This window comes from Roseateles sp. FW305-36, assembly GCF_058787015.1.
This window is the reverse complement of sequence record NZ_JBYSZK010000008.1, coordinates 30,121-42,566: the sequence shown is the minus strand read 5'-3', so window position 1 is coordinate 42,566 and position 12,446 is coordinate 30,121. Positions and strand designations below refer to the sequence as shown.

Annotated in this window: 13 protein-coding genes; all 13 read right to left on the bottom strand. The window is 69.5% G+C overall.

Going from position 1 to position 12,446, the window contains the following annotated elements; genetic code table 11:
• Positions 1-8: 8 nt before the first annotated feature.
• Positions 9-1,370, bottom strand: coding sequence for a TRAP transporter large permease (locus AC3WOE_RS15860; protein ID WP_492691724.1), 1,362 nt, complete (start codon positions 1,368-1,370; stop codon positions 9-11).
• Entirely contained in the window at positions 1,367-1,939 is a 573-nt protein-coding gene (locus AC3WOE_RS15855; protein ID WP_492691723.1) for a TRAP transporter small permease, read from the bottom strand. Before AC3WOE_RS15855 ends, AC3WOE_RS15860 begins: the two co-directional genes overlap by 4 nt.
• Before the next feature lie 7 nt (positions 1,940-1,946).
• On the bottom strand, positions 1,947-2,966 hold the full coding sequence (gene dctP, locus AC3WOE_RS15850) for a TRAP transporter substrate-binding protein DctP (protein ID WP_492691722.1): 1,020 nt from the start codon (positions 2,964-2,966) through the stop codon (positions 1,947-1,949).
• 119 nt (positions 2,967-3,085) lie between these two features.
• Entirely contained in the window at positions 3,086-4,003 is a 918-nt protein-coding gene (locus AC3WOE_RS15845; protein ID WP_492691720.1) for a LysR family transcriptional regulator, read from the bottom strand.
• A gap of 34 nt (positions 4,004-4,037) precedes the next feature.
• The gene (locus AC3WOE_RS15840) at positions 4,038-4,616 is read right to left on the bottom strand and encodes a DUF4337 domain-containing protein (protein ID WP_492691719.1); all 579 of its coding nucleotides are present in this window, start codon (positions 4,614-4,616) and stop codon (positions 4,038-4,040) included.
• Between the two features lie 4 nt (positions 4,617-4,620).
• Positions 4,621-5,115, bottom strand: a complete 495-nt coding sequence (locus tag AC3WOE_RS15835; protein WP_492691718.1) for a dihydrofolate reductase — start codon at positions 5,113-5,115, stop codon at positions 4,621-4,623.
• A complete protein-coding gene (locus AC3WOE_RS15830; protein WP_492691717.1) occupies positions 5,112-5,927 on the bottom strand; it encodes a thymidylate synthase in 816 nt (271 codons plus the stop codon). The genes AC3WOE_RS15835 and AC3WOE_RS15830 overlap by 4 nt, the downstream gene beginning before the upstream one ends.
• A 47-nt stretch (positions 5,928-5,974) precedes the next feature.
• Positions 5,975-6,112, bottom strand: coding sequence for a hypothetical protein (locus AC3WOE_RS15825; RefSeq protein WP_492691716.1), 138 nt, complete (start codon positions 6,110-6,112; stop codon positions 5,975-5,977).
• Positions 6,113-6,122: 10 nt separating this feature from the next.
• Complete coding sequence (locus AC3WOE_RS15820) at positions 6,123-7,952, bottom strand: ABC transporter transmembrane domain-containing protein (protein ID WP_492691715.1); 1,830 nt, start codon at positions 7,950-7,952, stop codon at positions 6,123-6,125.
• A gap of 49 nt (positions 7,953-8,001) precedes the next feature.
• On the bottom strand, positions 8,002-9,036 hold the full coding sequence (locus AC3WOE_RS15815) for a lipocalin-like domain-containing protein (protein ID WP_492691714.1): 1,035 nt from the start codon (positions 9,034-9,036) through the stop codon (positions 8,002-8,004).
• A gap of 2 nt (positions 9,037-9,038) precedes the next feature.
• The gene (locus AC3WOE_RS15810) at positions 9,039-11,582 is read right to left on the bottom strand and encodes an ABC transporter permease (RefSeq protein ID WP_492691713.1); all 2,544 of its coding nucleotides are present in this window, start codon (positions 11,580-11,582) and stop codon (positions 9,039-9,041) included.
• Positions 11,579-12,232 (bottom strand): ABC transporter ATP-binding protein, encoded by a 654-nt coding sequence (locus tag AC3WOE_RS15805; RefSeq protein ID WP_492691712.1) that lies wholly within the window; start codon positions 12,230-12,232, stop codon positions 11,579-11,581. The genes AC3WOE_RS15810 and AC3WOE_RS15805 overlap by 4 nt, the downstream gene beginning before the upstream one ends.
• The gene (locus tag AC3WOE_RS15800) at positions 12,229-12,438 is read right to left on the bottom strand and encodes a type II toxin-antitoxin system antitoxin (protein WP_492691711.1); all 210 of its coding nucleotides are present in this window, start codon (positions 12,436-12,438) and stop codon (positions 12,229-12,231) included. Before AC3WOE_RS15800 ends, AC3WOE_RS15805 begins: the two co-directional genes overlap by 4 nt.
• Positions 12,439-12,446 lie beyond the last annotated feature (8 nt).

Genomic DNA, 12,446 nt, shown 5'->3' with positions numbered 1-12,446 from the left:
TGGCCTCCTCAATGCGCGGCGTTCACAGCGCCCATGACCATGTCGGGCAGGGCGGTCGCAATGCCCGGGAAGATGCAGATCAGCAGCACCGCCAGCAGCATCAGGATCACGAAGGGGAGGACGCCCCAGATGATGTCGCGCAGCTCGATGTCGGGGGCGATGTTCTTGATGACGAAGATGTTCAGCCCCACCGGCGGGTGGATGAGGCCGGTCTCCATGACGATGGTCATCAGGATGCCGAACCAGATCAGGTCGAAGCCGGCCGCCTTCAGTGGCGGCAGGATGATGGGCGCCGTCATCAGGATGATGCTGACCGGCGGCAGGAAGAAGCCCAGCCCGATGACCATCAGCAGCACCGCCGCCAGCAGCACCCATTTGGACAGCTGCATGCCGACGATCCACTCCGCCGCTGCCTGGCTGATGTGCAGATAGCTCATCACATAGGAGAACAGCAGCGACATGCCGATGATGAACATCAGCATGGTCGACTCCTTCAGCGTCGACGTGAGGATGGGCGCGACGTCCTTGGGCCGCCACACGCCGTAGATGGTGGCGATCAGCAGCAGGGCCAGCAGGGCGCCGAGGCCCGCCGTCTCGGAAGGCGTCGCGAAGCCGCCATACAGCGCCACCATGACGCCGATCAGCAGCAGCACGAAGGGCACGACGCGCGGCAGCATCTCGAACTTCTGGCGGCTGGTGAAGGTCTCCTGGGCCAGCAAAGCCGAGGCGGCACCCGTGCGCTTGAACTCGGCCTCGGCCAGTGCGTGCTCCTTGCGGTAGCGCAGGGCCGCGTAGACGGCGAACAGCACCACCAGCAGCACGCCCGGCATGATGCCGGCGAGGAAGAGCCGGCCCAGCGACTGCTCGGCCGCCACCGCGTACAGGATCATGGTGATGGACGGCGGCAGCAGGATGCCCAGGGTGCCGCCGGCCGCGATGATGCCGGCCGCGAAACCAGGCGAGTAGCCGCGCTTGCGCATCTCCGGAATGCCGGCGCTGCCGATGGCCGAGCAGGTGGCCGGGCTGGAACCGGCCATGGCCGCGAACAGCGCGCAGGCGAACACGTTGGCAATGCCCAGGCCGCCGGGGATGCGGCCCATCCAGACGTGCATGGCCGCATACAGGTCCTGGCCGGCGCGTGACTTGCCGATGGCCGCACCTTTCAGGATGAACAGGGGAATGGAGAGCAGCGTGATGCTGGCCATCTCCTCGTAGACGTTCTGGGTGACCGTGTCGAGGGCCGAGGCCGGCATGAAGATGGCCATGAACAGCACCGCGACACTGCCCAGCGCGAACGCGATGGGCGCGCCCGAGAACATGAACAGCAGCGTGACGACGCCGAACAGCGAGCCCAGTAGAAGCATGCTCATGCCGCGACTCCTTGCGTGGGTTTGAACAGGCCGTTGAGTCGGGCGGTGAGCTGCACCAGCAGCTGCAGGCTGAGCAGGGACATGCCGAGAGCCATCAGCACATAGGGAATCCACAGCGGCGGCGCCCAGGACGACGACGTCGTCTGGCCCTCGGCCCAGGCCTCGTGGAACAGCGTCCAGGACTTCCAGGCGAAGAAGGCGCAGAAGGCGGTGCACATCAGGTCCACCAGCATCAGCCGCAGGCGATTGAGCGAGCGCGGCAGCAGGCCGGCGACGGCCTCGATGCCGACGTGGCCGCGCAGCTGCTGCACGAAGGCGCCGCACATGAAGGTGGCGCCGACGAGGCAAAACACCGCTGCCTCGTCCTGCCAGTCGGTCGAGGCCTTCATCACATAGCGCGAGATGACGCTGTAGGTCAGCACGCAGGAGGCCACCAGCAGGGCCAGCATGCCCAGCACCACCATGGCCTGGTTGATGAAGTGCAGCAGCCGGGCGATGGGCCGCAGCAGGGCCGGCGTGTCGGGGTCGACGCCGGCGACCGCCGGCTTGAGTTCGAAACCGTGGCTCATGGCGGCCTCAGAGCAGCTTCTGGGCGGCCTTGAGGATGGCGGCGCAGGACTCGTTCTTCTCGCCGAAGTCCTTCCACGCGGTGTCGCGCGCGATGGCCTGCCACTTCTTCAGCGTCGGCTCGTCCATGTCGTAGATCTTGGCGCCGGCCTTGGCATAGATCTCGGCCGCGGCCTTGTCGTCGGCTTTGGCGGCGTCGCGGGCAAAGACTTCCATCTCCGCGCCGACGGCCATGACGATGTCCTGCTGGGCCTTGGGCAGCTTGTTGAAGACCTCCTTGGAGATCATCAGCGGCTCGAACATGAACCAGTAGGTGCGCTGGCGGCCCGAGGTCAGGTGCTTGGCGATCTCCTCCAGCTTGAAGGAGATGAAGCTGGTGGACGAGGTCATGGCCGCGTCCATGGCGCCGGTCTGCATGGCGGCGTAGATCTCGTTGGAGGGCAGGGTGATGACGGAGGCACCGGCCTGCTTCAGCATCATGTCCATCTCGCGGCTGCCACCGCGCACCTTGAGCCCCTTGGCGTCGTCCGGTGTCACCAGCGGGCGGGCGCGGCTGGCCACGCCGCCGGCCTGCCAGACCCAGCTGACGACGATGACGCCCTTGTCGTCCAGCACCTTGGACAACAGCTTGCCCACCTCGGCCGTCTTCCAGGCCGCCCCCTGCTCGTAGCTGGGCACGAGGGCCGGCATCAGGCCGGCATTGGTCTCGGCGACCTCACCGCCGGCATAGGACAGCGGCACCAGGCTCATGTCCAGGGCGCCCTTGCGCATGGCGGAGAACTGGGCATTGGTCTTCATCAGCGAGGAGCCCGGATAGACCGAGGCCTTCAGCGCCCCGGCGCTGCGTTTTTCGACCTCGGCCGCGAACTTGCGGCAGAGACGGTCGCGGAAGTCGCCCTGCTCCAACGTGCCGCTGGGGAACTGGTGCGAGATCTTCAGGCTGGCGGCCTGGGCGAAGGCGTCGGTCCAGCCGGCGGTGGCGGTGGCAGCGGCGGTGGCGGCCATCCAGTGGCGTCGGGTCAGGGTCATGGCTGTCTCCAGAGTTCCGCCTTGGATCTGGCGGTATGCGGCCGCAGTTTCTGGGCGGCCCCTCTGGCGGTCAATCAGTCTGACCGGGCGACGTTTACGCCCGCTGAAACGATGGCGGGTTAACCCTTGAGTTCGGCGGCGTGGCTGCGGCAGGCAGCCAGCAGCGACAGCAGGTTGGGGTCGCGTTCGCGCGTGCGCAGGAAGACGACGCTGATCTTCTGACGCATCTGGTAGCGCGGCTGCAGCGGCACCAGCACCACGTTGCGCGGCAGCACGCTGCGGATGCGCCCTGGCAGCAGGGTGCAGCCGATGCCGCCGCCCACCAGGTTCATCAGCGAGAAGATGTCGTTGGTGGTCATGACCACGTTGGGCTCGAAGCCCGCGACGCGGAAGGCGTCGATGAAGCGGTCGTGGGTCACATAGCCTTCGTTCAGCGACACGAAGCGCTCGTCGGCAAAGGCGCTGAGGTCGATCTCGGCCTGCCTTGCGTGCGGCGACTCCGCTGGCGCGGCGAAGAAGATGTCGTCCTCGAACAGCAGTTGCGACTCGACGTCGCCCGCGCCTTCGGGAAAGCCCATGACGGTGGCGTCCAGGGCACCCTCGCGCAGCTTGCGCAGCAGGTCGTGGTTGGAGCCCAGCACCAGCTCGGTCTGGATGTCGGGCTTGCGCAGGCGCAGGCCCATGATGAGGGCCGGCACGGTCACGCTGGTCAGCGAATAGAGCGAACCGATGCGGATGCGGTCGGCCGCGTAGCCGGCGATCTCGCGCGTGGCGCGGATGCCGTGGGACATGGTCTGCAGCACCTCGCGGGCCACGTCGGCCAGCGCGTGGGCCGCGTCGGTGGGCTGCAGGTTGCGGCCTTCCAGGCGGAACAGGCTGCAGCGCGTGCCGGTCTCCAGCGAGTGCAGGGCGCGGTGCACGCTGACGGCACTGATGCCCAGGCGCTCGGCCGCACGCGCGAGGTTCCCGCTTTCCAGGAAGGCGAGCAGGATCTCGAGCTTGCGGAAGGTGATCTCTTCGTCGATGCGGTGGAGCATGGCGCCATCGTAGCCAGCGCCGGCCGCCACAGCGTCAGACGTGCATCCAGGCCGCGCCGCCCAGCGCAAAGCCGACGAGGCCGGCGGCGATGGTGGCCCACTCCATCCAGCGCTTCTTGGTCAGCAGCGTGATGGCAGCCAGCGCGATGGAGACCTGCAGGGCGGTCGTCGCCTGGGCCCAGCGGTGGTGCAGATGGATCTGCTCGGCGCTCTCCTCGTCGAAATGCTTGGACTCTTCCTCCAGCTTCTCGGCGTTGAGCTTGATCTCGGCCTTTTCCTTCTCGTAGCGCGCGATCTTGTCGCGGTACTTGGCCTTCTGCTCCTCGCTGGTGCTGAGATCCAGGGCCAGCTCGGACAGGTTCTGCTTGCTGCTCTTGGCCTGGTAGAAGGCCCATTGGTTGCTGGCCTCGGTCTTCTTGATGGCCGCGTCGTTCTTGTACAGGGCCGCGTTGACCTGGGTCACGCCGCCCGTGTACGAAAAGAAGGCGCCGACGGTGGCCAGGATGGCCGTGATGACGGCCAGCTTGCCGGCAAAGCCCTTGGGCTCGTGGTGGGCCGCATGCTCCATCTCGTGGTCGTGCGGGCCGTGGACGTGGAAGCCGTGTCCGGACATGGTTTTATTCCTTGCGTAAGTAATCGACGAAGTCGAAGCGCATGCCGTTGGCGCTGCTGCGCGTCTCGCGGGTGGCTTCGATGAATTGATCGCGCGGCCAGGCCGGGAAATGCCGGTCCGCATCGGGGAAGACGACATCCACCTCGGTCAGCGCCAGTTTGTCAGTCCGCGGCAAGGCCAGCGCGTAGATCTCGCCGCCGCCGATGACGCAGGTCTCGGGCTCGGCGGCGCAGGCGGTGAGGGCCGCGTCCAGGCTGGCGAAGACCTCGGCGCCGGGCAGTTCGGCTGCCGAGCGGCTGACGACGAGGTTGCGCCGCCCGGGCAGCGGGCGGAACCTGGCCGGTATCGAATCCCAGGTCTTGCGACCCATGACGACAGGCTTTCCCATCGTCAGCGCCTTGAAGCGGGCCATGTCCTCGGGCAGATGCCAGAGCAGGGCGTTGTCGCGGCCGATGGCGCCATCCTTTGCGACAGCCGCCACCAAGGTGATCTTGCTCATACGGCGACGGGCGCCTTGATGGCGGGGTGCGGGTCGTAGCCACTCAGTTCGAAGTCTTCGTACTCGTAGTCGAAGATGGACGCCGGCCGGCGCTTGAGGGTCATCGTCGGGTAGGGCCGCGGCTCGCGGGCCAGCTGGGTCTGCACCTGCTCGACGTGGTTGTCGTAGATGTGGCAGTCGCCGCCCGTCCAGATGAAGTCACCCAGCTGCAGATCGCATTGCTGGGCCAGCATCATGGTCAGCAGGGCATAGCTCGCGATATTGAAGGGCACGCCGAGGAAGATGTCGGCGCTGCGCTGGTAGAGCTGGCAGCTCAGTTTTCCGTCGGCCACGTAGAACTGGAAGAAGGCGTGGCAGGGCATCAGCGCCATCTTGGGCAGGTCGGCCACGTTCCAGGCGCTGACGATGATGCGGCGCGAGTCGGGGTTGGACTTCAGCGTCTTCACCACGTCGGCAATCTGGTCGATATGCCCGCCGTCCGGCGTGGGCCAGGACCGCCACTGCACGCCGTAGACCGGGCCGAGGTCGCCGTCGGCGCGCGCCCACTCGTTCCAAATCGTCACGCCGCGGTCCTGCAGCCACTTGACGTTGCTGTCGCCGCGCAGGAACCACAGCAGCTCCAGCACGATGGACTTCAGGTGCACCTTCTTGGTCGTCACCAGCGGGAAGCCCTGGGCCAGGTCGAAGCGCATCTGGTGACCGAACACGCTGCGCGTGCCGGTGCCGGTGCGGTCGCTTTTCTGCACGCCATGCCCGAACACATGGCGCATGAAGTCTTCGTATTGCTGGGGAGGGCGGGGCGGAGTGCTCATGGACGGCATTGTCTCCGCTACGTCGTCGGTTCCGCGGCGAGCCAGTCTCAGATCAGGCGCGCGAGCCCGAAGATGGCCAGCCCGCCCGAGACGATCAGGAACAGGGTCTTGGCCGTGCGGTCGGAGACGACGGCGCCCGTGATGTTGCTCAGCAGGATGAGGGCGAAGATGTATACGGTTTTCACGGCGTGGGTTCTAGGTCTCTGGATGGCTGTGGGTCGCTTGGCGAGCGCTGGGTTCCGTCTCCAGCCCGAACTGCATCGCGGCCAACTTGGCATACAGCCCGCCTCGCGCCACGAGCGCTTCGTGCCGGCCGATGTCCACGATGCGTCCCGCATCCAGAACCACGATGCGGTCCGCCTTCTGGATGGTCGCCAGCCGGTGCGCGATGACCAGGGTCGTGCGGTGCTGCATGGCGGCCTCCAGCGCCGCCTGCACGACGCGTTCGCTTTCGGCGTCCAGGGCGCTGGTGGCTTCGTCGAGCAGCAGCAGCGGCGGGTTCTTCAGCATGGCGCGGGCGATGCTGATGCGCTGGCGCTGGCCGCCGGACAGGCGCACGCCACGCTCGCCCAGGAAGCTCGCATAGCCCTCGGGCAGGGCGCGGATGAAGTCGTCGGCGAAGGCGGCCTTGGCGGCGGCCATGACTTCCTCGTCGGTCGCGTCGGGGCGGCCGTAGCGGATGTTTTCCATGGCCGTCGTCGAGAAGATGACGCTGTCCTGCGGCACCAGCCCGATGCTGGCGCGCAGGTCCTTCAGCGTCAGCTGGCGGGTGTCGACGCCGTTCAGGCGGATGACGCCCGACTGCGGGTCGTAGAAGCGCAGCAGCAGCTGGAAGACCGTGCTCTTGCCCGCGCCGCTGGGGCCGACCAGGGCGACGGTTTCGCCGGGCTCGACGCTGAGGCTGAGCCTGTCCAGGGCTGCCGTGGCGGGCCGCGAGGGGTAGTGGAACTGGATGGCATCGAACTCGACGCCGCTGCCGCCTGATTTCTGGGCCAGGGCCTGCGGCGCGGGCGGGTCGGCCACCGGCGAGCGGGCTTCCATCAGCTCGATGAGTCTCTCGGTCGCGCCGGCGGCGCGCAGCACATCGCCCCAGACTTCGGCCAGCACGGCCACGCTGCTGACCAGCAGGGTCACGTAGACGACGGTCTGCCCCAGATGGCCCGCCGAGATCTTGCCGGCGATGACGGCCTGGGTGCCCTGGTACAGGCCCCACAGCATGGCGCCGAAGACGGCCGTGATGATGAAGGCCACCATGAAGCTGCGGATGCGGGTGCGCTTGCGGGCCGTGTCGAAGGCGGCCTCGCTGGCCTTGGCGAAGCGTTTGGCCTCGGCGCCTTCCTGGGTGTAGCTCTGCACGACGGTGACGGCGTTCAGCACCTCGGCGGCGATGGCCGAGGTATCGGCCACGCGGTCCTGGCTGGCGCGCGACAGCTTGCGCACGCGGCGGCCGAAGAACAGGGCCGGCGCCACCACCAGCACCAGGATGCCCAGCACCTGGCCCATCACATAGGGGTTGGTGACGACGAGCATGATCAGGGCACCGACGCCCATGACCATGTTGCGCAGGCCCATGGACAGGCTGGAGCCGACGACGGTCTGCACGACGGTGGTGTCGGTCGTGATGCGGGACAGCACCTCGCCCGTCTGCGTCGTCTCGAAGAACTCGGGGCTCTGGCGCAGCACATGGGTGTAGACGGCATTGCGCAGGTCGGCCGTGACGCGCTCGCCCAGCCAGGTGACCATGTAGAAACGCGAGGCCGAGAACAGGCCCAGGGCCGCGCCGACGCCGAACATGGCCAGGAAATGCTCGCGCAGGGCCATCAGCCGCTCGCCTGCATTGCCGGCGGCGAAGCCGGCGTCGATGAGGCCGCGTAGCGCGATGGGGAAGGCCAGCGTGGCCAGGGCGGCCAGCAGCAGGGTCAGCAGGGCCAGCGCGATGCGGCCGCGGTAGGGGCGCAGGAAGGGCGCCAGGCCGCTCAGGGAGCGGGCCTGCTTGGAGGCGGGGCGGTCGGAGGTGGAGCTCATGTCTTCAGGGGGCGCCATGCCTGGCGTTGCTTTCGGCGGGCATTGTGGGTCACGGCAAGGGCGGCCTGCCGCCGTAACCGGTCAATTCCAGATAGCCGGCGCCGAGCGGCCGCTTTTGGGCGTCGAACAGCCGGGAGGCGCCTTCCCAGTAGATGAGGCCGCTGCTGTTGCGGGCGTCGATCTCCTGGGCGTCGAAATACGCGCTCAGCAGCATCTCGCCGGCCGGGCTCTTCAAGCGCCATTCGACGGGGTAGCGGGCGCCGGTGACGGGGCTGGTCCAGTGGCGCAGCGGGGTCATCTCGACCTCCTCGGGCCTGAAGCTGCGGTCGGGCTGGCCCGGCGTGCGCGCACTGCCGCCGGCCCAGGCGCGGCTGCCGTCCTTGCGGCGCAACTGGAACAGGGTCAGCGCGCGCCCGTCATCGAGGTTGAGGCCCAGCCAGTCCCAGCCGGCGGTCTCGCCGAGATAGCGGTCGCTCCATTCGTGGTCCAGCCAGGCGCGGCCGGTCAGCGCCTGGCGCTGTCCGTCCAGGGTCAAGGTGGCCTGGGTCGCGAGCTGGGGGCGGGTGTAGTAGTGGCTGAATTGCTCGGGATCGGGGCCTTTGCGCGAGATGCCGCCGTCGCCCTGCAGCAGGGGGGCGTCAGGTGCCGCCAGGTTGAGCGCCAGGGCGAAGCCGGGGCCGCTGAAGGCGGCCTGGTAGCCGTCGGCCGTGCGCTTCAGGGTCCAGTCACGGAGCTTGACGTCGCAGTCGCCCCGCATCGCCTGCACGGCCCCGGGCAGGGCGCGCAGCAGGCTTTGGGCATGGCGCTGCTTCTGCGCGCTGATGTCGGACAGTGCGACATGGCCGAGCAGCAGCTCCTTGGCGGCCAGGCCGCTGGGGTGGTCAGCCGCCGCCGGGCCGGGCAGGCGGAAGAAGGTCAGCTGGTAGCCGAAGCGCGGCGGGCCACCGGTGGCGTCGCCGAGCAGGCCCGTCAGATACCACCACTCGATGCTCTGGGCCGGGTGGGCGCCGAAGTCGGACGGGAATTGCATCGCGGCCCGCGCGTGAAGCGGCAGGGCGGCGAGAAGCAGGGCGCGGCGTTTCATCTTCAAGCGTCCTCCCTTACGGCGCGCACGGCGTCCTGGCCGAGGGCGCGGCGCCCGGCCAGCAGCGAGGCGCCGACGGCCGCGGCAAAGGCGAGGCCGACAAGGGCGGCCAGGCGGCCCAGCGGCAGATGCATCTCCATGCTCCAGTGAAAGCTCTGCGGGTTGACGACGTAGACGAGGATGGCGCTCAGGCCCAGTCCCAGCCCCAGGCCCGCGAGGGCGCCGGCGCCGCCCTGCAGGCTGGCTTCGATCAGCAGCAGTCGCATCAGCTGGCGCCTGGACAGGCCCAGATGCCGCAGCAGGCCGAACTCGCGCCGGCGCGCCAGGGCCTGGGCCGACTGGCTGGCGATGACGCCGAACAGGCCCACGGCCAGGGCCACGGCCTGCAGCCAGACGGTGATGGCAAAGCTGCGGTCGAAGATCTTCAGCGACAGCGCGCGCAGCTCGCCCGCGGCGGCCATCTCGACGTTTTCGCCGCCCAGCTTGCGCACCGCGGTGCGGGCGGCGTCCAGTGAACGGCCCGGCGCCAGCCACAGGGCCAGCTCGGCCGTGCTGTTGTCGCCGCTGGCACGGCGGTAGTCGTCCAGCGCCATCCACAGCGCCGTGTTCTGGCGCGAATAGTCGCGCCACACGCCCAGCACCTGCAGCTTCAGCACGCGGTCGCCGTCGAGCAGGGTGCCTTCGAAGACGTTGCCGGGCTTCAGTCCGTCGCGATCGCGCGCGGCCTCGTTGACCCAGACGCCCAGCGTGCCCGCGGCCGCCGCGCCGCTCCAGCGCTCGACCAGCGGCAGGCCGCCGGCCTTGACGTCGCGCGCGGTCAGGGCCACGGCCTCGCCGCTGGACGCCAGGCGCAGCCGGGCCGTCAGTTGGGGCGAGCTGCGGGCGACTTCGGGCAATTGGGCGAGGGATTGCAGCAGAGCGGCAGGCAGCGGCGCGGGAACGCCGTTGGCGCCGCGCAGCGAGCTGCGCACATAGAGATCGGCCGGCAGGGCCTGGTCCAGCCAGCGCATCAGCGATTCGCGGAAGCTGCCGATCATGACCGTCATCGCCACGGCCAGGGCCAGGGCGACGAGGACGCCGGCCAGCGAGCGGCGCGCCTCGGTGGCCTGGTCGCGGCTGCGCTCGCGGGCCAGCAGCAGCAGGGCGCCGGCCGGAAGGCGCGTGAGCAGCGCCGTCATGCCCTGCACCCCGGCCGGCACCAGGGCCAGGCCGCCCATCAGCAGGAAGAACATGGCGGCATAGGCGGCGACGGGCGTGTCGTTCCAGACCGGTGGCAGCCAGGCCAGGGCGGCGCCCACGGCCAGCAGGGCGAGGCCCGCCCAGGCCGGCAGCGTGCGCCCGGCCGGTAGGCCCAGGCCCTTGAGCACCAGGGCGGGTGCGATGCGGCGCACGGTCAGCGCCGGCGCCAGCGCGGCGACCAGGGCCGCGGCCAGGCCCAGGGCGCCGTACACCAGGGCGGGCATCAACAGGGGCTGGTTGAAGAGCAGGTCGATGGACGAGCCGTTGGCCCCATGCAGGCCGAGGTCGCTGCCCATCAGCTTGAGCGCACCCGCCGCCAGGCCCACGCCCAGGCTCAGGCCCAGTGCCGTGCCGGCGACGCCGATGGCCGCGCCTTCGGTCAGGATCAGCCGCCAGCGCATGCGCGCCGACACGCCGAGCACGCCGACAAGGGCCCATTGCGACAGGCGCTGGGCCGTGGCGAGGGACAGCACGGCGTAGACGAGGAAGCTGCCGGTGAAGAGGGCCATCAGGGCCAGCAGGCCGAGGTTGACGCGGTAGGAGCGCGTCATGTCGGACAGGCGCGCGCCTTGATCGACCGGCGGCGTGGCCTGCCAGCGGTCGGGCAGGTGGGCGGCCCAGGTGGTGGCGTCGGTGCCGGGGACGAGCTGTACGTCGATGCGGTCCAGGCTGCCGAGGCGGCCGAGCAGGCTTTGCGCGTCGGCGATGTCCAGCACGCCCAGCGGCGTGTTGTCCGCAGCGACGCGGCCGCCGATATTGAGTTCGATGTCGCGCGCCGTGCCGCCTGCCTGGGGCAGGCGCAGCTTCAGGGTCCTGGCGTCGGCGGGCAGCAGTTTGCGGGCGGCCTCGTTCAGGTGGACGATGTTGGCGCCCAGCATCGCCGCCGGGCCGCCGTGGACTTGGGGCGTCAGCTCGGGCGCGAGCGGGTGGCCGGCATGGGCCGAGGCGAGCAGGGCCAGCGGGTCCAGGCCGATGAGCTGGATGGACAGGCCGCGGCCGCCCGGACCGACCTGGCCGGGCCACAGGGCCAGGGCCTCGACGACGGGACTGGCGGCAGCCACCTCGGGGCGGTTCAGCAGCTCGACGAGATCGGCGTCGGCCAGGGAGCCCGCGCGGGCCGTCAGCACCAGATCCGGTTGGCCGTTGACGCCGCGTGCCGCGCGGGCGAACTCGGCCAGGGCTGCGCCGTTGAGCAGGTGCACACCGAAGGCCAGGGCGACGCCGAGCATGACGGCGACGATGGCGAGCACGACGCGGCCGGGCTGGTCGCGCCAGGCGGGCCAGCTGAAGTGGCGCCACAAGGTCATACGGGATGCAGCCCGCTGTCGTCCAGCCTCACGCGCCGGTCGGCCGCCTCGGCGGCGCGTTCCGAATGCGTCACCAGCAGGCAGGCCGCGCCGGCCTCCTGGGTGCAGCGCCTCAGCAGTTCCAGCACTTCGGCGGCATGACGCGGGTCGAGGTTGCCGGTGGGCTCGTCCGCCAGCACGAGACGGGGGCGGTGCACCAGGGCCCGCGCAATCGCGACGCGTTGCAGCTGGCCGCCCGAGAGCTGGCGCGGCATGCGTGTGGCCAGAGCTGCCAGTTCGACGGCCGCCAGCATCTGGTGCACGCGCTCGTCGTCACGCTGGCCCAGCAGGCGCAGCGGCAGGGCGACGTTGTCGGCGACGCTCAGATGCGGCAGCAGGTGGAAGGCCTGGAAGATGAAGCCCAGCTCGCGGCGGCGCAGTGCCGAGCGGGCCTCGTCGTCCAGGGCCCGCAGGTCCTGGCCGGCCAGGGTGATTGTGCCGGCATCGGCCTCGTCCAGCCCGGCCAGGCAGTTCAGCAGCGTGGACTTGCCGCTGCCCGACTCGCCGAGCAGGGCCACGATCTCGCCGCTTTCCAGGTCCAGGTCCACATCGGAAAACACCGCCACCTCGCCGTAGGACTTCGCGAGGCGGCGCGCACTCAAAAGACTCATGGACCGGATTCTGGGTCCTTGCGCGCGGCGCTGGCCCGACCCTGGGGTGGCGCGAGCTTGATGCCGCGTCGGGCCAGGGCTTCGCGCAGCAGCAGTTCGGCCTGGGCATTGGCGCTGCGCAGCTCCGTCGCCGCGAGCCGCTCGACCTCGGCCCACAAGGCCGGGTCGATGCGCAGCGGGAAGGATTTCTTGTCGGGGCTGGCCATGCCTGCAG

Excerpts from the sequence above, each read along its gene's own strand:
- AC3WOE_RS15860 (WP_492691724.1), bottom strand. The coding sequence starts at position 1,370 with ATGAGCATGCTTCTACTGGGCTCGCTGTTCGGCGTCGTCACGCTGCTG.
- AC3WOE_RS15855 (WP_492691723.1), bottom strand. The coding sequence starts at position 1,939 with ATGAGCCACGGTTTCGAACTCAAGCCGGCGGTCGCCGGCGTCGACCCC.
- dctP (WP_492691722.1), bottom strand. The coding sequence starts at position 2,966 with ATGACCCTGACCCGACGCCACTGGATGGCCGCCACCGCCGCTGCCACC.
- AC3WOE_RS15845 (WP_492691720.1), bottom strand. The coding sequence starts at position 4,003 with ATGCTCCACCGCATCGACGAAGAGATCACCTTCCGCAAGCTCGAGATC.
- AC3WOE_RS15840 (WP_492691719.1), bottom strand. The coding sequence starts at position 4,616 with ATGTCCGGACACGGCTTCCACGTCCACGGCCCGCACGACCACGAGATG.
- AC3WOE_RS15835 (WP_492691718.1), bottom strand. The coding sequence starts at position 5,115 with ATGAGCAAGATCACCTTGGTGGCGGCTGTCGCAAAGGATGGCGCCATC.
- AC3WOE_RS15830 (WP_492691717.1), bottom strand. The coding sequence starts at position 5,927 with ATGAGCACTCCGCCCCGCCCTCCCCAGCAATACGAAGACTTCATGCGC.
- AC3WOE_RS15820 (WP_492691715.1), bottom strand. The coding sequence starts at position 7,952 with ATGAGCTCCACCTCCGACCGCCCCGCCTCCAAGCAGGCCCGCTCCCTG.
- AC3WOE_RS15815 (WP_492691714.1), bottom strand. The coding sequence starts at position 9,036 with ATGAAACGCCGCGCCCTGCTTCTCGCCGCCCTGCCGCTTCACGCGCGG.
- AC3WOE_RS15810 (WP_492691713.1), bottom strand. The coding sequence starts at position 11,582 with ATGACCTTGTGGCGCCACTTCAGCTGGCCCGCCTGGCGCGACCAGCCC.
- AC3WOE_RS15805 (WP_492691712.1), bottom strand. The coding sequence starts at position 12,232 with ATGAGTCTTTTGAGTGCGCGCCGCCTCGCGAAGTCCTACGGCGAGGTG.
- AC3WOE_RS15800 (WP_492691711.1), bottom strand. The coding sequence starts at position 12,438 with ATGGCCAGCCCCGACAAGAAATCCTTCCCGCTGCGCATCGACCCGGCC.